Below are 17,139 nucleotides of genomic sequence, written 5' to 3' on the forward strand. Positions count from 1 at the left end.
CGATCAGCCGTGCCTATCTGGCAATCTCGAGCAAGGACGTTACCAGCAGCTCTCGCTCGTCTTTCGACAGGACATCCGAATCGAAGAGGTTCATGCTGCGCAATCCCTCGATGGCGAGGTAGCAGACCAGCAGCGATTTGAGATCAGGCGTCTCGCCTTTCAGCCGCTCGAAAAGTTGCCGCTTGAATGTCTTTATCGGCGTCATGAAATCGGGATCCTCGGCGATCGCCGAGAAGATCCAGGACGCGGACGGCTGCTTGTCCTCGCAATCATTGGCCGACAGCCTGATGTAGACGGCCAGCGGATTTTCGTCCTTGTCATTCGTGCGGGCGGAGTCCAGCGCGTGCTCGAATTCACGCAGATAGCCTTCGACCAGACCTTGCATCAATTTGGCCTTGGTCGGGAAATTGTAGAGCAGCCCGCCCTTCGATACACCGGCGCGGCTGGCGACCGCTTCCAGCGACAGGCTGCCGGGCCCGGATTCCCGTGCGACATCGGCCGCCGCAGCGAGAATTTTCTCGCGCGAGTTCGTTCGTTGGGCTCTCATGGCGCCTCCCTTGGCAAGCTTAGGCCCAATTGACAAGACCGTCCAGACGGTACAGTAAGACCGCCACTATTTGAAATCGGGACCCGCAGTCGATATGTGTCCCGATGTCCGCGCTTCGCGCCGGATTTCGACTGAGGGGACCTCCTTGTTCAAGCGCATACTCCGTATCTTTATCATCGTTCTGGTTCTGGCCGTGCTCGTTGTCGTGGTCGGCGGTATCGTCGGCTTCAACTTCCTGCGCGACAACGGCATCAAGCAGTATTTCGCATCGATGAAGCCGCCGGCGGCAACTGTGTCGACAACCATCGCAAAGCCTTCAACCTGGACGCCGGGCGTCGAGGCGATCGGTACGGTCAAGGCCGTACGCGGTGTTGACCTGACGGTTGAGACCACCGGCATCGTCAAGGACATCCTTTTCCATGCCAACCAGAAAGTGGCCGACAATGCGGTTCTGCTGCAGCTCGACGACGCCGTCGAGCGCGCCGATCTCGACGCGCAGAAAGCGCAGGCCGCGCTCGATCAGACATCGCTGGCCCGCGCCATCGAACTGACGAGGCGTGGCGTCGGCTCCGACTCGACGCTGGACACGGCGCGTGCGGCGGCCTCGGCCTCGGCTTCTCAGGTCACCAAGCTGCAGGCCGTGCTCGACCAGAAGCAGTTGACGGCGCCTTTCGGCGGCACGGTGGGCATTCCGAAGATCGATATCGGCCAGTATCTGGCGCCCGGCACCGCCGTGGTGACGCTGCAGGATCTCGACACGATGCGGGTCGATTTCTCGGTTCCCGAACAGCAACTCGCCTTGCTCAAGATCGGCCAGACGGTTCGGTTGGGCTTCGGCGGTGAGGACAAGCCGTTTGCCGGCGCCATTCGCGGCATCGACCCGAAGATCGACTCGTCCAGCCGGCTGGTGAACGTCAGGGCGGAAGTCGCCAATCCCGACGGCAAGCTGACCCCTGGCCAATTCGTGCAGGTGCGTGTCGAACTGCCCGAAGAGCAGAACGTGCTGACGCTGCCGCAGACGGCACTGACGACAAGCCTCTATGGCGACTACATCTTCGTGGTGCAGCCGGCGAAGCCCGCCGAGGCGGCCCCGGCGCAGGCAGCCAAGCCGGAAGAAAAACCCGCTGCTTCAGCCACGGACAAACCGGCTGACGCCAAGCCGGCAGACACCAAGCCGGCCGATGCCATGAAGCCGGCAGCTGATGCAGCCAAGCCTGCCGCCGATGCGGCAAAGCCGGCGGCCAAGGCTGCCGACCCGGCCAAGCCGGCGGCGGAAGGTGACAAGCCTGCGCTGGTGCTGTCGCAGGTGTTCGTCAAGCCAGGCCGCCGCAATCAAGGCATGGTCGAGATCGTCGAGGGGCTGAAGGCAGGCGACGAGGTTGTCACCGCCGGTCAGAACCGCCTCATCAACGGCATGTCCGTCGCCGTAGACAACACCATCGACCCGACCAAATCGGCGAACAAGCAGGCCGACCAGCAATGAGCTTTTCCGATCTCTTCATTCGCCGGCCCGTCCTTTCGACGGTCCTTGCCTGCATGATCCTGCTCCTGGGTTTCCAGGGCATCTTCAACCTGTCGATCCGGCAGTATCCGAAGGTCGACGAAACGGCGATCACCATCACGACGGCCTATCCAGGCGCCAGCGCCGATCTGATCCAGGGCTTCATTTCCGCCCCGATCGCCCGCGCCGTCGCCTCGACCGAGAACATCGACTACGTCACCTCGTCCAGCCGTCCGTCGTCCAGCACCGTGACGGTGCAGATGAAGCTCGGTTCCAACCCCGACGTCGCGCTGACCGAAGTGCTGTCCAAGGTCCAGGGCGTGCGCGGCACCTTGCCCGACGCCTCCAAGGATCCTGTCATCGTCAAGGGCACCGGCCAGCAGTTCGCGATGATGTACATCTCGATGCAGAATCCGAACATGACGAAGGAGCAGCTGACGGAGTATATCGAACGCGTCATCAGGCCGCGCATGTCGACGGTCGAAGGCGTCGCCGACGTGCAGATCTTCGGCGCCCAGGAATACTCGATGCGCGTCTGGATCGATCCGATCAAGCTTGCCGCGCGCGGCGTGACGGCCTCCGAAGTGCTGACGGCGATCAACAATTCCAACTTCCTGTCGGCGCCCGGCAACACCCAGAACGAGTATGTCGTCTCGTCGATCACCGTGCGCTCGACGTTGCAGACGCCAGAGGCGTTCGCCGAACTGCCGCTGCGCTCGACCGATGGCAATGTGGTGCGGCTGCGCGACGTGGCTCGGGTCGAGCTCGCTGCCGAGAACACCGACACCAGGGTCAGCTTCAACGGCAAGCCCGGCACCTTCCTCGCTATCTTCCCGACGCCGGCCGCCAATCCGCTGACCACGGCGGCGGCGCTCACCAAGCTGGTGCCGCAGATTCAGGAGACGCTGCCGAAGGGCATGACGATCGAGGTAGTCTACGACGCGACCGGACAGATCAGCGCCTCGATCGAAGAAGTGTTCAAGACCATCGCCGAGGCGGTTGCCATCGTCGTCGTCGTCATCCTTTTGTTCCTTGGTTCTTTCCGTTCGGTGATGATGCCGATCATCACCATCCCGCTGTCGCTGATCGGCGTCTGTTTCCTTTTGTTTGCGGTCGGCTATTCGATCAACCTCCTGTCGCTGCTGGCCATGGTGCTGGCGATCGGCCTGGTGGTCGACGACGCCATCGTGGTGGTGGAGAACATCCATCGCCATATGGAAGAAGACCACATGTCGCCGATGCAGGCTGCATTCAGCGGTATGCGCGAAATAGCGTCGGCCATCGTTGCCATGACCATGACGCTGGCCGCCGTGTTCGCGCCGCTGGCCTTCACCGGCGGCCTGACCGGCGCGCTGTTCCGTGAATTCGCGGTCACGCTCGCCGGCTCGGTGGTCCTGTCGGGCGTCATCGCCATCACCATCACCCCGATGATGTCGGCACGCCTCCTGAAGTCCGGCACGCCGGGCCGTTTCCAGCGCATTGTCGACGGCGCCTTCGCGCGCGTCGAGCATGTCTATGAACGGGCCGTCACCGGGTCGCTGAACTATCGCCCATTGACACTGATCATCGTGCTTGCGCTTGTCGGCGTCACCGGCTTCATGTTCACCAAGACCTCAACCGAACTGGCGCCGGAAGAGGACCAGGGCTTTCTGCTCTCGCTTGTGACAGCCCCGCGTTATGCGACCTCCGATTACACCGAGACATACGTCAACCAGATTCTCGGTCTGGTGAAGGATATTCCCGAAACACGGGCGCAGTTCTCGGCCGTCGCCTTCGGCGGCACGACAAACAGCGCCTTCGTCGGCTTTGCCTTCAAGGACTGGGCGGAACGCAAGCGCAATTCGAAGGAACTGCAGGCCGACATCACGGCTCGTATCGCCAAAGTGGCGGGCGTCCAGGCCTTCGTCTTCGCGCCGCCGACGCTGCCGGGCTCCGGCGGCGGCCTGCCCATCTCCATGGTGGTGCGATCGACCGGCGATTCCTCGGAAGTGTACGAGGTGGCCGAGCAGATCAAGAACAAGGCGCAAGCCTCCGGCCGCTTCATCGTCGTGCAGAATTCGATGGCCTATGACGCACCCGAGGTGACGGTGACCATCGACCGTGACCGCGCCGCGGCGCTCAACCTGCCGATCGCCGATATCGGCCGCACGCTGACCTTGCTGGTCGGCGGCGCCGAAGTGGCCCAGTTCGATCGCGACTCCAACAGCTACGACATCATCCCGCAGGTGCCGCAGGAATTTCGCGACAACCCCGACAAGCTCGGCGAATACTTCGTGCGCAGCGTGACGGGCGAGATGGTGCCGCTGTCAGCGGTGGTCAAGATTTCGACCAATGCGGCGCCGGCCGCCATCGAGCAGTTCAACCAGCTGAATTCGTCGACGATTTCAGCGCTTCCGCTGCCCGGCGTCACCACCGGCGACGGGCTGAAAGCGCTGGAGGACATCGCCAACGAGAGCCTGCCCGACACCTTCTTCGTCGACTATTCCGGTCAATCGCGACAAGAAAAGGAACAGGGCAACACCATCCTGATCGCTTTCGCGGCGGCCGTTGTCGTCATCTATCTGGTGCTGGCGGCGCAGTTTGAAAGTTTCCGCGACCCGCTGATCATCATGATGGCGGTGCCGCTGTCGATCTTCGGCGCGATCGTGCCGCTCAATCTGGGCCTCGGAACGCTCAACATCTACACGCAGGTCGGCCTGATCACACTGATTGGTCTGATCACCAAGCACGGCATCCTGCTGGTCGAGTTCGCCAACCAGCAGCGCGAAATCCATGGCATGCGACGGCGTGACGCCATCATCGCCTCGGCCAAGGTGCGCCTGCGGCCGATCCTGATGACGACGGCGGCGATGGCGCTGGGCGTGGTACCGCTAATCACGTCCAGCGGCGCTGGTGCTGCGGCCCGCTATTCGATGGGCCTGGTTATCTTCACCGGCATCCTGGTCGGAACCATGTTCACGCTCTTCGTCGTGCCCATGTTCTACACCTTCATCGCCAGCAAGGACCTGCCTCACCTGGCCGAGAAACCGGATCCCAAGCTGATGCCGGCGCTGCCGAGCTAGAGCAATTCCAAAAGTGTGTAACGGTTTTTCTGGGAAAAGCGCATAGCGCTTTCCCTTGGGAATTGCGCAAGACAAGTTGGAAACAAAAGAAAAGAGGCCGGAAATCTCCGGCCTCTTTTTTGGCTGGGCTCGATACCGCCGGTTTGCGCTGTACTCAATACCGCAGCGTTTTCCGGTGGGAGCTTTGAGGCGCGGCAGCATGCTGACACGCCGTCGGTCACAGCCTGCTACTTGACGATGACGATGCTGGTGTTGGTCGCCCCGAAGGTTTCGACGAGCTGGTAGAAATCGGCGGCGTTGTCGGGATGCAGCCGCACGCAGCCATGCGAAGCCGGCTGGCCGAGATGCTTGATCGCATAGGTCGCATGCACCGCATAGCCGCCGCTGAAGAAGACCGAGTGCGGCATCGGGGCATTGTCGTATTTCTTCGAATACCACATCTCATGCATGCGCGTCGGCTTGAACGAGCCGGTCGGCGTCACATGGGCCCGGTCGCCGGTGGAAACCTTCCAGGCGAAGGTCGGCCGGCCGTCGATCGAGACTTCCATGACCTGCTGTGAAAGCGAAACGCGCGCCACGATCTTGTTGGCGGCGTGCGCTACGCCCGAGCCGGCGCCGAACAGCAGTGCGGCGCCCGTCAGCGCGGCGGCGGTGATGTTGATGAGCTTGGCGGAAATGGCGGTATGCATGATGACGTCCCCTCTCTCTGCCGGTTCGGCCGGCTCCAATTCGATGGCTGCTTATCCCAACGTCATGTTTCGGGGAGATTTCGCAAAATGCTCATTTGTGTTTCGAATCTGTTTCCTCAGGTTAACGAACGCTGTCTCCATAGAAGCGAATGAGAGTCGGCCCGCTCGTCAGCCGATGAGGCCAAAGTCAGGAACATGAGTATCCGCCTCTAAACGAAAGTGCGAGTTGGTCGCATACGAAAGAAGAGCCGGCGATCTCGAAACCGAACTGCAACAAAACGAGGCTTCAAGCGGCATGATCCGGATACGGGCCGCAAGCAAAGTTGACGCAACGAAAACAGCCGGTAACGAACATGGAAACGAAATCGAACGCACTGTCCTGGCTTCTCAGGATCAGCATCGCGGCAGCGGTCATCGGCGGCGTCGGCACGGTTGCCGGCACCCCGCTTACAAGGCTCGGCGCGATGACGTCAGGCGAGATTTCGACGCTGCATGCCGCACTGTTTTTCGCCACGGTCTGGATTGTTTCCAGCCTGCGCATCGCCCGGCTAAAGGCCCTCTGGCGGGTCGGCCTTAGGCTGACGGGTTTGCGCGGCGCCTCCGGCTACTTGCTGCCGAGAGGACCGAAGGCCCGCGCCGCGACGGGGGGCTCCGTGGGCGGCGCGGGCACTTCGGGGGTGTCCTGAAGCGACCCGCAATACATTCATTTTTGAAGAATTGGCACTTTTGGGGAACTGCTACGATGAAAACGAAATTTGCCGCTTCGGTGCTGTCCGCACTGCTCTACGCACAGGGCCTGCTCGGTTTTGCCGGCCTTGCCACCGTGCTGCTCAGGGACCGCGCCCATGCAAGCGAACTGACCATGGGCAGTGACATGCCGGTGGGCCCGTCACTTCTGCTGGTACGCTGAGCCCCAAGAGCATCGGGCCCAGAGATGGAAAACCCGATGCTCAGCCAAACAAGTTGCCTGGGTGTCCGGCAATCAACCGGCGAATTGCTGCGGCGGATCGAACCGGTAGCCGGCGCCGCGTATGGTGGTGATGGTTTCGGTGTCAAGCTTGCGGCGCAGCCGCACGATGCGCGAATCGATCGAGCGATCGAAGGCGTCGGCGTTTTCTGCTGGTGCCGCGGCAATGATGTCGTCACGCGTCAGCACCTTGCGCGGACTGGCAAGGAACAGCCTGAGCAGCGCCACCTGACCGGGCGAGAGCTGTTCCTCCGTGCCGGAGCGATGCATGACCATGGCCGACCTCAGATCGACAGTCGCGTTCTCCAGCACGATCAGTTCCTGGGTGCCCCTGCCGCGTCGCGAAAGCAGACCGCCAACACGGGCAGCCAGTTCCCGGACATTGAGCGGGCTCTCGACGACGTCGGCCGCACCAAGCTCGAGCGCCAGCACCTTGTCGACGAGATCGGCCGGCCGGCAGATCAGGATGAAATCCGGTCCGCCCTCGCCACCATGGCGCCGCAGCAGGTCGCGCCCTTCCGCCTGGCTGAGGCTGTCGCCGACGACGACGACGTCGATGCCCTTCCCCGACAGCAGCGATTCGGCCTCCCAAGGCTGGCGCGCCTGACGCACATCGTGACCGCGCCGCTCGAGATGGTCGGCGAGTTCGGTCGCGACCACTTCGGCAACGGAAACAAGCGCGATGATCGATCGTGCGGCCATGTTTTCCCACCCTGCAACAGACATCCCGAGATGAGTGCTGGACATCATGTTTATACCCAATCTACTTTCCACTGAAAGTGGGAGCGAAAGCATCGTGCGGGCAAGAATTGTCATCGTCGAGGATGAGCCCGACCTGAGGGACGCGGTTGCCGAATATCTCGAAGCCGCCGGCTATGAAGTGGTCACCGCTGAAAGTGCTGCCGCCGCGCGCAGCCTCGTTGAAACGCAGTCGTTCCATCTCGCCATACTCGACATCGCCATGCCTGGCGAGGATGGCCTGTCGCTCGGCCGCTGGCTGCGCTCGAAGCTGCCGATCGGCATCATCTACGCCACCGCCGCCGGCACCGCGCTCGACCGCATCGTCGGGCTGGAGCTTGGTGCGGACGACTACATCGTCAAGCCTTACGAATTGCGCGAAGTGCTGGCGAGGGTCCGCAGCGTGTTGCGCCGGGTTCCCCAGCCGCAGGAACTTCAGGACAAGAAGGCCAGGACCGATCGCCGTTCCGTTGCTTTCGGACCTTTCCAGGCCGATCTCGACGGCAGGTTGGTCACCGGCGCCAATGGCGCGGTGGTCGAGATGGCCAAGAGCGAATTCGACGTGCTGGAGGTTTTCCTGACCCGCGCCAACCGGTTGCTGACCCGCGCCGCGATCTCCGAGGCGATCGGCTTCACCGAAGATCCGGAATCGTCGCGCGCGGTCGACATTCGCATCATGCGGCTGAGGAAGAAGATCGAGACCGATCCGGCCAATCCGAAATTCCTGCGCACGGTGCGCGGCGAAGGCTATATCTTCTCGCTGCCGACCGGCGACGGCAACTGAGCAGCGAGGCCAGAGGGTTTCAGGTTCGGGCCGTTGCTCGTTGATCGAATTGGCATGACCTGTGGAATGACGGCTGACAATGACCGCTGAAGCAGCAAGCACGGAGATGCAGGGTTTCAGGCAGGGCGCTGCGATGGCGGCCGTGCGTGTCGTTCGCCGGCTGCGCGAGGCCGGCGACTGGCAGCGCGAGATGGAAGGTATCCTGGAAACGCTCTGCCGGGCCATGGATTGCCAGCGCGGCATCCTGTTTCGCTTGCGCGAATTGCCTGGCCAGGGCTTCGCCCAATCCGTCGCCGCCTACTGGATCGACCCGCTCTTTGGCGGCGAACTGGCGTCACCGACCGTCATCATGCAGTCGATCGTCAATTCGGACCCGCTATTGGAGCGGCTGGCAGAGGACGAGCGGCAAGGCAAGATCTTCGCCGGCCATACGCGCAACCTCGAAGGCTTTCTGAGAACCGATTTCGAGAAGCAGAACATCAAGTCGTTCCTGTCGGTGTCGGTCTTCGCACACGGGCATCTGTGGGGCACGCTGGCGGTCAATGACTGCGTCAACGAGCGCGAGTGGACCGACGAGGAAGAGGCGACGCTGCACATCATCGCGCTGGCCATCGGCGATGCCATCGAGCGCTCGCCCTCCGAAGCCCATGCCAGCGAGGTCATTCGCCGCACCATGCTGCAGGCCTCGCTCGACGCCATCGTCGTCATCGATGAGACGGGCTCGATCATCGAATTCAATCCGGCCGCCGAGAAGATGTTCGGCTTCCAGCGCAGCGACATCCTCGGCAAGGACCTGCTCGATACCATCGTGCCGATCTACTACAGAAAAGGTTATGCTTCGGGGGCCGAATACATGTCCGGCCGCGGCGCGCCGATGGTCGGCCAGCGGCTCGAGACGGTGACCCAGAACGCCGCCGGCGAAGTGTTCCCGATCGAGCTGACCGCAACCGAGATGCGGGTCGCCGACCGCCGCCTGATCTTCGGCTCCATCCGCGACCTGCGCGACAAATTGCGCGCCGAGGAGGAGATCGGCCGCCAGCGCGAGAAGCTGCACCAGAACGAGAAGATGGCGGCGATGGGTTCGTTGCTGGCCGGCGTGTCGCATGAGCTCAACAACCCGCTGGCCGTGGTGGTGGCGCAATCGACGCTGCTGCACGAATTCGCCTCCGATCCGCAGACCAAGGTGCGCGCAGAGAAAGTCCGCGCCGCCGCCGAGCGCTGCGGCCGCATCGTCAAGAGCTTCCTGTCGATGGTGCGCCTTCATCCCGCGGCACAGGCCGAGACCGACCTCAACCAGGTGATCCGTGCGGCGTTGGAAGTGACCGCCTATGGCGCGCGCTCAAGCGGCATCATCATCGACACCGACTTCGCCGCCGGCCCGCTGCTGGCCATGGCCGACGCCGACCACGTGACGCAGGTGGCGGCCAATTTCCTCATCAACAGCCAGCACGCTTTGGCTGGCATTGCCGGCGACCGGCTGATCAAGGTGCGGACGTTCCGCAGCGACCGGGGCAACCCCTGCTTCTCGGTCGAGGACAACGGGCCCGGCGTGCCGGAAGCGATCCGCAGCCGGATTTTCGAATCCTATTTCACCACCAAGCCGGTCGGCGTCGGCACCGGCATCGGCCTGTCGATCTCGAAATCGATCATCGAGCGGCACAATGGCAATGTCTGGTTCGAGGAAGTGCTGCCGAGAGGGGCGCGTTTTGTCGTCCATCTGCCCGCCATCGTAGCCGGCCTTGTCGCTGCCGGCGAGAACCAGCCGCGATCGAGCGGCCTGCGCCACGCCTTGATCATCGACGACGAGCCGGATGTTGCCGGCTCGCTCTCCGACATTCTCGAATTGATGGGCATCAAGTCGCGGATCGTTCCTGTCTGGGAATCGGGCACCGCCACCTTGAGCGGTCACATGCCGCCGGACATCGTCTTTTCGGATTTGCGCATGCCCGGCGTCAGCGGCATATCGATCTATCGCGAGCTGCTCGCCGAAAAGCCCGACCTGGCGCGGCGTTTCGTGCTGGTCACCGGCGACCTGATCGGCGCGAAAGCCGAAATCGAGGCCCTGCCGGCACAGCAGCGGCCGCAGATCCTGGAGAAGCCGTTCAGTACGCTGGATGTGCGCAGCGTGCTGTCCGCCATTGCCGAACAAGCGGCAATAAAAGGATAAAAAAGCGGCCCCCAACCGACGTCGCGGCGGGAGCCGAAAGGAGCGCTGGAGGCGCTCGGGGAGGGTCAGAGCACGATCCCCAAAGTGGGAACCGGTTTTCGGGATCATGCTTCGACAGAAATCAGAAAATGTTCGGCGTACTGGTCAACGGCGCGGCATTGGCGATCATGCGGATTGCGCGGCTCTTGTGTGCTCCGGACTGCTCGGCAATGGCGCGCAGGCAATCGATGCTCTCGGCGCCCCAGGCCTGGCCCTTGCAGGCGAAGTCGGTCACCGGCATCGGCAGACGCGCGGTCCTGGTCGTCGTCTGCGCACCCTGGACGACGTTGGCAGGCGGATTCAACGAAGCAAAGGCCGGCCCGATTGTCGGCGTGAACGCCATGCCGGTGAAGGCGCAAGCAGCCAGCACCATGAACATCGCCATGGGGTGGTCGCTGGCCCGCTGGCGCAGCGCCAGTTTCGGACGGCGGTCATTGCGCTCTGGAGCTTGAAGGCGGCTCTCGCCGCGGATCGTCTGGATTTTCGCATGCATTGCCTTCCCCTTCGCTAAGTTTCTTTTGGTGGTAAAACGAATTTAATCGCACTTGGTAACGGGCGGATGATACGCAGAGCGTGCCCGTGTAACAGCATCGCAACGCTGGATACGGGCACATTCGGGCAAAACCGGCCACAGCCGGATACGCTGGTCTGTTTTGCGAAGCTGTTTCATCGATCAGGATATTGCTGGAACGTCGATATCCGGCAGCAAAGCCCAACCTCGCCCAGCGAACTATGAGCAACCTCACACTCTGGACAGGGAAGCAGCAATTCTTGCGGGAAAACGGGTGAGATTTTCTCGGCATCGAGCGCTGCCCCTCGCCCAAGAGGCTCGCTCCACAAGCCATGTTAAGGCTTGGAATTTCCGGGATTTTCCTCGGCTGCATCGGTCGAAAATCGACTTCGGCGCGGATGAACGAACATTCGATACTTTCACAAGCCATTGCATTTCAATGAAAAATATGATTTTATTGAATGAGTATTCAATAAAAAGAAGAGACGTTTTATGAACCCGCACCTCCGTGACGTGGCGATCCCCAACGATTGGGACCGGCGGGGACTGCCGGGCTGGAGTTACCATTCCGATGCCCTTCTCGAACTCGAGAAGGAGCACGTCTTTCGCAATCACTGGCAGATCGTCGGGCACGTCTCGGACGTCCCTGACGCCGGCGACTATCTGACCATGGACATCGTCGGCGAGCGCGCCTTGATCGTGCGCGGCAAGGATGGCGTCGTGCGCGGTTTCAACAACATGTGCCGCCACCGCGGCAGCCGCGTCGTCGCCGACAGCCAGGGCAATTGCAAGAACGCACTGGTGTGTCCGTTCCATGGCTGGGTCTACAATCTCGACGGCACACTGCGCGGCGCTGCACGTCCGCGTTCCTTCCCCGACCTCGACAAGACCGAGTTCGGCTTGATGCCACTCGATCTGGAAGTCTGGATGGGCTTCATCTTCATCCGCTTCCGCAATGGCGGGCCGCAGCCCTCGGTCGCCGAGCTGATGAAGCCGATCGAGCCCGAATTCGCGCATTACAACGCCGCCGACATGGTGCCCTCCTGGGGCATCTGGAACCAGAAGACCCCGGTGAACTGGAAGTCGGTGCGCGACGTCGACAATGAGGGCTATCACGTCGCCATGGCGCATCCCGCCTTGCAGGATCTTTATGGCGCCACCTATTTCGATGAGCCCTTCATCAACGGCGTGTCGCGCTCATTCGCCACCTACAACCCGCATGCCGGCCGGCGCTGGAGCGTCAAGAACTACGTCAAGATCGCACCCGAGCCGACACATCTGCCCGGCTATCTGAAGAAGGCCTGGGTCTATTACGGCATCTTCCCCAATGCGGTCATTTCGGTGATGCCGGAATCGGTGCAGTTCTATCAGGAGTTTCCGCTGTCGACGGGTGAGACGCTGCTGCGCGGCGCCATCTACCGCTACCGCGACGAAAGCCGCGAGCAGGCCGCCGCCCGCTACCTCTCCTTCCGCATCGACCGCGACACCATGTCGGAAGATGTGCAGCTCTCGGTATGGTCGAACGAATCCATGCTGTCCGAAGCCTTCGAGGGCTTTTATCTCTCCGACCTCGAATATGGCGTGCGCACCCACCACGATCATCTGCGCAAGATGCTGCCAGTGCTGGGCCTGGAGACCGCGCCCGAGGAGAAGGACATGTGGAATTTGAACGACGCGCTCAGGTCGCGGTCTTAGAAGGCTTGGTTCAAAACAGATTGCGGGTGTGGTGCCAAGCGGACACCACTAGCTTCAGGGTTTTGTTCGGCGAGCTAGATGTTCATACGTGATTTTCCAAGGGTCGCTCTCGGAAGATCTTTCCTCGCCGATCCAATGGAAGCTGTTGGCGGTGATCTCAGTGAAACGCCATCGCGTTTTCAGACCGCGCGAGTCATTGCCGAGCTGGACGATGTCCTTGCCTTCGGCCCGCCCTATCTGGCGCGAGTGGTCCTGGTTGAGCGGGTCGTTCCATATGATGTGCCAGCCATCGATCTCAGGATCGAAGATGCGCAAGGTCGTACCATACATCGTCGACGGCGCGGGGCGTTTGGGCCTGATCCAAATATCCTGAATCGCGCGGCCTTCGAGCACCCAGCCAAAATGGCATTCTCCATCCCATTTCTGGATTGTGCCGTCGTCGAGGTGGTGGACCGAATCCATTTCCCAGTTTCCAATCAGCCATCCATAAAGGGCCATGTCTTTCGCCCGATCGGCTGGCGGACCTTCGAATCCGAGAGCGGTGAGAAACGAAGAAATCGTCATCGTCATTACTGCCCTTCGTTTCCAGGCAGATGAACTCAACTGCCTAGCGCAGCCCCGGCGGTCCATGTCGCGTCCGGCAAGCGCGCCTTGTGGAACTTTGCGACGGAAGCCCCTTTCGGCGTTGGAACATCGCCGCCACAACCTGCAGCATTGCGATGTCCCGGGCTTGGGGAAAATTGCTATAATCGCTGGCTTCAACGTCGTTCTGAGGGACAACATTCTTGACTCGATCTATGAGATCGTGCCGCCGGCACCGATGTCGGGTCGCTCCGAAATGGCCTACAACCCGGCGATCCTGAAGGCGGACCTGCACCGCCGGCCGCTCGCCAGGCGAGCAGCTGGCTGATCGGACGGAATCGCCCGCCGCCGCCCCTCATCCGCCTGCCGGCACCTTCTCCCCGTGAAACGGGGAGAAGGGAGAAAATCACCCCCGCCACACGCCCTCTTTCCTCAAATCATCCATCGTCCTTGAAATGCCTTCGTGCAGGATGCCAACCATGTCGTCGATCTGCTCGCGGGTGATGACCAGCGGCGGCGACATCACGCACATGTTGATCAGTGGCCGCACCAGCAGGCCGAGTTCATGGCAATGGGCGTCGATGCGTTTTCCGACATCCTTGTCGAGCTGCAGCGGGTCCTTGCTTTCGCGGTCCGCCACACATTCGACGCAGCCCATCAACCCCATCCCGCGCACCTCGCCGACGAGCGGCAATTCTTCCAGCGTCTTCAGCTGCGCCTGGAAATAAGGCGCGACCGCCTGCGTGTGGGCAAGCACGCCCTCTTCCAGCAGATCGAGGTTTTTCAGCGCCACTGCGCAGCCGACAGGATGGCTGGTGTAGGTCAGGCCATGGCCGAACATCGCGTCGGGATGGTTCGACCTGCGCAACTCTTCCAACAGCCGTTCCGAAATGATGACGCCGCCGAGCGGGAAATAGCCCGAGGTGACGCCCTTGGCGAAGGTGATCATATCCGGATCGATGCCGAACACATCGCCGGAGGCAAAGACATGGCCAAGCCGGCCGAACGCCGTGACCACCTCGTCGGATACATAGAGGATGTCGTTGTCGCGGCAGATCTCGCGGATACGCTTGAGGTAGCCATCGGGCGGCACGACGACGCCACCTGATGCCTGCACCGGTTCGCCGACGAATGCACCGATCTTGTCGGCGCCGACACGAGCGATCATGTCGCGGAACTGATCGACGAGGAAATCGGTGAAGGCTGTAAGGCTCATGCCGCGCGGGCGGCGGAACGGATCGGGCGAAGACAGCTTGATGACCAGCTCGTCGGCACCGTCCATCCAGTCGCGGTCGCGCGGGCGGCCGTTGAGCGAGGCCGACAGGTAGGTCGAGCCGTGATAGGCGCCGCCGCGGCTCAGGATCAGCTTCTTTTCCGGTCGGCCGCGCACATTGTTATAGAACTGCATGAAGCGCAGCGCCGTCTCGACGGCCGAAGAGCCGCCGGTGGTATAGAAGACATGGCTGAGATCGCCCGGCGCGTGGCCGGCGATGCGCATGGCGAGTTCCGCCGACGGCGCGTTCATCGTGTACCACGGCGTGTTGTAGGACAGCGCCATCGCCTGATCGTACATCACCTTGGCGAGCTCCTCGCGGCGGTGGCCGACATTGACGCACCACATGCCGGCCGGCCCGTCGATCAGCCGCTTGCCGGTGCTGTCGGTGATGTAGATGCCGTCGCCTTCGCCGATCAGCGCGCGTGCTTCCGCGCCGACCGAACCGGCGAACGGCCAAGGCTGGATAAGATGGCGCTTGGCCAGTTCGATGGCATCGTCACCGGGTTCCGCGCCAGCCATCTCGGTCGCCTTCAGGTCTCTTGCCGCAGCCATCATCGCCTCACATTGCTTCACAGAATTTCATCGGACATGAAGTGAGATGCCAAGCATTGGAAACAGCGGCTTTCTTCACTTCATTTTGAATGTCCGTTCAATCAATATTGCAGAAATAGCGCTTGATTTCAATCCAAGGATGCGCGCATGATGAAAGAAAGCCGGCAAGGGGAACAAGCAGCCGGCGCCAGCACAATGGGATGCCGCATGGCGGGACAGTCCAGGCCAGCAACCGAGATCACACCCGGAGCCCTGCCCCCCGGAGTCTGGCAATGACGGCGGCCGCGGAAGGGTCGCCCCCGTTGCGGATGACGCGGGCCAGACGAAATGCCCTTCTGCAGTCAGAACCCGTACAGGGCCTCGCCCTGATCAGCCCGACCTTCATCTACGCGCTCATCCTTCTGGTGCTGCCGATCCTGGTGGTCATCGCGCATTCCTTCTGGACGCAGCACTACCTGACCATCGACCGCACCTTCACGCTGGAAAACTACCGCGTCGCGCTGACCGAGCCGATCTACCGTGATCTGTTGTGGCGCTCACTCTACATTTCGCTGACGGTCAGCCTGCTCACCGTCCTTCTGGCCTATCCGATCGCCTATTTCATTTCTTTCCACGGCGGCCGCCACAAGAGCCTGTGGCTGTTCCTCATCACCATCCCGTTCTGGACCAGCTACCTGCTGCGGGTGATGTCGTGGAAGGTCATCCTCGGCTATAACGGCGTCCTCAATTCCGGCCTGATGGGCCTCGGCATCATCGACGAACCGTCGACCGCGCTGCTCTACAATTCGAGCGCCGTCATCATCACGCTCACCCATGCCTGGGCGGCCTTCGCCATCCTGCCGATCTTCGTCTCGCTGGAAAAGGTCGACCGCACGCTGGTCGAAGCAGCCACCGATCTCGGTGATGGTCCGCTGCGCTCGTTCCTGCGCGTGACCTTGCCGCTGTCGGCGCCTGGCGTCATCTCGGCAGCACTGATCGTGATGATCCCGACCGTCGGCGACTACGTCACGCCGAAGCTGGTCGGGGGCAAGGACGGCGTCATGATCGCCAACGCCATCCAGGCGCAGTTCGGCAAGGCCTCCAACTGGCCGCTGGGCGCCGCCCTTTCCGTCACCACCATGCTGATCGTGACGCTGATGGCGGGTGCCACGGTGCTGATCATCCGCGCCGTCCAGAGGCTGGCGCGATGATTGCGGTGCGGCGTTTCCTGTCCGGCGGCTGGCTGGCGACCTATGCGTTTCTCTACGTCGTGTTCCTCTATCTGCCAGTGATCTTCCTGCCGATCTTCTCGGTCAACACGGCAGCGACACCGAAATTTCCGCTCACCGGCTTCACCTTGCATTGGTATGAGGACCTGCCGCGCACGCCTGCTTTGCTCGACGCCGCCTGGAACAGCCTGATCGTCGGCGTGTCGGCCGCTCTCCTGTCCACCCTGCTTGGCATCCTCGCCGCGCGCTCGATCACCCGCTATCGCTATCCCGGCCGCAGCACCATCCACGGGCTGATCATGGCGCCGCTGGTGCTGCCTGAAGTGATCGTCGCCATCTCCATGCTGCTGGTGATGCTGCAGCTTGGCCTCAGCCTGTCGCTGTTCACCGTCGTGCTCGGCCATGTGCTGGTCTGCATTCCCTATTCGATGACGGTGCTGACCTCCGGCTTCGAGGGCTTCGACCGCAGCCTCGAAGAAGCCTCCGCCGATCTCGGCGAGAGCGCCTTCGGCACCTTCCGGCGGGTGACGCTGCCTATGGTGGCGCCGGCCATCATCTCCAGCCTGCTGGTCTGCTTCACCATCTCGCTCGACGAGTTCATTATCGCCTTCTTCCTCACCGGCACCGAGGCGACTCTGCCGATCTACATCTGGGGCCAGTTGCGCTTCGCAGCCAAGCTGCCGGGCGTGCTGGCGCTCGGCACGCTGCTGCTGGTCGCCTCGTTTCTGCTGATGACCGTCGCTGAAATCCTGCGTCGCCGCGCGGCCAGACGCACCCAGAACGAGGGAGGCCTCTATGCCTGAGCAACCCCAAATCTTCCA

16 protein-coding genes are annotated in these 17,139 nt (G+C 62.1%); 10 read left to right on the forward strand and 6 right to left on the reverse strand.

Translation table 11 applies throughout. From position 1 onward, the window contains the following. Positions 1-13: 13 nt before the first annotated feature. Positions 14-547, reverse strand: a complete 534-nt coding sequence (locus EJ076_RS33810; protein ID WP_126070788.1) for a TetR/AcrR family transcriptional regulator — start codon at positions 545-547, stop codon at positions 14-16. A 145-nt stretch (positions 548-692) separates the two neighbouring features. Here EJ076_RS33810 and EJ076_RS33815 point away from each other — a divergent pair, with 145 nt between their 5' ends. Together EJ076_RS33815 and EJ076_RS33820 are read left to right on the forward strand one after the other, a co-directional pair. Next, positions 693-2,030 (forward strand): efflux RND transporter periplasmic adaptor subunit, encoded by a 1,338-nt coding sequence (locus EJ076_RS33815; protein WP_126070789.1) that lies wholly within the window; start codon positions 693-695, stop codon positions 2,028-2,030. Next, positions 2,027-5,110, forward strand: coding sequence for an efflux RND transporter permease subunit (locus EJ076_RS33820; protein ID WP_126070790.1), 3,084 nt, complete (start codon positions 2,027-2,029; stop codon positions 5,108-5,110). The genes EJ076_RS33815 and EJ076_RS33820 overlap by 4 nt, the downstream gene beginning before the upstream one ends. Before the next feature lie 227 nt (positions 5,111-5,337). On the opposite strand, the gene EJ076_RS33825 is transcribed toward EJ076_RS33820, so the two are convergent. Continuing rightward, the gene (locus EJ076_RS33825) at positions 5,338-5,799 is read right to left on the reverse strand and encodes a L,D-transpeptidase (protein WP_126070791.1); all 462 of its coding nucleotides are present in this window, start codon (positions 5,797-5,799) and stop codon (positions 5,338-5,340) included. A 353-nt stretch (positions 5,800-6,152) separates the two neighbouring features. Between EJ076_RS33825 and EJ076_RS33830 the strand changes: the two genes are divergently transcribed. Together EJ076_RS33830 and EJ076_RS33835 are read left to right on the forward strand one after the other, a co-directional pair. Then, positions 6,153-6,485: a hypothetical protein gene (locus EJ076_RS33830; protein ID WP_109665243.1), complete on the forward strand. Its 333-nt coding sequence runs from the start codon at positions 6,153-6,155 to the stop codon at positions 6,483-6,485. Between the two features lie 56 nt (positions 6,486-6,541). After that, the gene (locus EJ076_RS33835) at positions 6,542-6,709 is read left to right on the forward strand and encodes a hypothetical protein (protein ID WP_081738724.1); all 168 of its coding nucleotides are present in this window, start codon (positions 6,542-6,544) and stop codon (positions 6,707-6,709) included. 72 nt (positions 6,710-6,781) lie between these two features. On the opposite strand, the gene EJ076_RS33840 is transcribed toward EJ076_RS33835, so the two are convergent. Next, positions 6,782-7,468 carry a response regulator transcription factor gene (locus EJ076_RS33840; RefSeq protein WP_126070792.1) on the reverse strand — a complete coding sequence of 229 codons (687 nt, stop codon included), beginning with the start codon at positions 7,466-7,468 and terminating at the stop codon, positions 6,782-6,784. Positions 7,469-7,514: 46 nt separating this feature from the next. Here EJ076_RS33840 and EJ076_RS33845 point away from each other — a divergent pair, with 46 nt between their 5' ends. Both EJ076_RS33845 and EJ076_RS33850 read left to right on the forward strand, forming a co-directional pair. Next, the gene (locus EJ076_RS33845) at positions 7,515-8,288 is read left to right on the forward strand and encodes a response regulator transcription factor (protein WP_206438756.1); all 774 of its coding nucleotides are present in this window, start codon (positions 7,515-7,517) and stop codon (positions 8,286-8,288) included. Positions 8,289-8,367: 79 nt separating this feature from the next. Next, complete coding sequence (locus EJ076_RS33850) at positions 8,368-10,455, forward strand: sensor histidine kinase (RefSeq protein ID WP_164548798.1); 2,088 nt, start codon at positions 8,368-8,370, stop codon at positions 10,453-10,455. Positions 10,456-10,576: 121 nt separating this feature from the next. On the opposite strand, the gene EJ076_RS33855 is transcribed toward EJ076_RS33850, so the two are convergent. After that, positions 10,577-10,987 carry a hypothetical protein gene (locus EJ076_RS33855; protein ID WP_109665235.1) on the reverse strand — a complete coding sequence of 137 codons (411 nt, stop codon included), beginning with the start codon at positions 10,985-10,987 and terminating at the stop codon, positions 10,577-10,579. A 510-nt stretch (positions 10,988-11,497) separates the two neighbouring features. Between EJ076_RS33855 and EJ076_RS33860 the strand changes: the two genes are divergently transcribed. Beyond that, on the forward strand, positions 11,498-12,700 hold the full coding sequence (locus EJ076_RS33860) for an aromatic ring-hydroxylating dioxygenase subunit alpha (RefSeq protein ID WP_126070793.1): 1,203 nt from the start codon (positions 11,498-11,500) through the stop codon (positions 12,698-12,700). A gap of 54 nt (positions 12,701-12,754) precedes the next feature. Here EJ076_RS33860 and EJ076_RS33865 read toward each other — a convergent pair whose 3' ends face one another. Continuing rightward, positions 12,755-13,270, reverse strand: coding sequence for a hypothetical protein (locus EJ076_RS33865; protein ID WP_245462935.1), 516 nt, complete (start codon positions 13,268-13,270; stop codon positions 12,755-12,757). Between the two features lie 115 nt (positions 13,271-13,385). Between EJ076_RS33865 and EJ076_RS33870 the strand changes: the two genes are divergently transcribed. Then, a complete protein-coding gene (locus tag EJ076_RS33870) occupies positions 13,386-13,610 on the forward strand; it encodes a hypothetical protein (protein WP_126070794.1) in 225 nt (74 codons plus the stop codon). 78 nt (positions 13,611-13,688) lie between these two features. On the opposite strand, the gene EJ076_RS33875 is transcribed toward EJ076_RS33870, so the two are convergent. Beyond that, positions 13,689-15,110 (reverse strand): aminotransferase, encoded by a 1,422-nt coding sequence (locus EJ076_RS33875; RefSeq protein WP_109665497.1) that lies wholly within the window; start codon positions 15,108-15,110, stop codon positions 13,689-13,691. 272 nt (positions 15,111-15,382) lie between these two features. Here EJ076_RS33875 and EJ076_RS33880 point away from each other — a divergent pair, with 272 nt between their 5' ends. After that, entirely contained in the window at positions 15,383-16,300 is a 918-nt protein-coding gene (locus tag EJ076_RS33880) for an ABC transporter permease (RefSeq protein WP_109665225.1), read from the forward strand. Further along, a complete protein-coding gene (locus tag EJ076_RS33885; protein WP_126070795.1) occupies positions 16,297-17,121 on the forward strand; it encodes an ABC transporter permease in 825 nt (274 codons plus the stop codon). The genes EJ076_RS33880 and EJ076_RS33885 overlap by 4 nt, the downstream gene beginning before the upstream one ends. The last annotated feature ends 18 nt before the right edge of the window (positions 17,122-17,139 follow it).

The organism is Mesorhizobium sp. M7D.F.Ca.US.005.01.1.1, assembly GCF_003952545.1.
Taxonomy (GTDB): domain Bacteria; phylum Pseudomonadota; class Alphaproteobacteria; order Rhizobiales; family Rhizobiaceae; genus Mesorhizobium; species Mesorhizobium loti.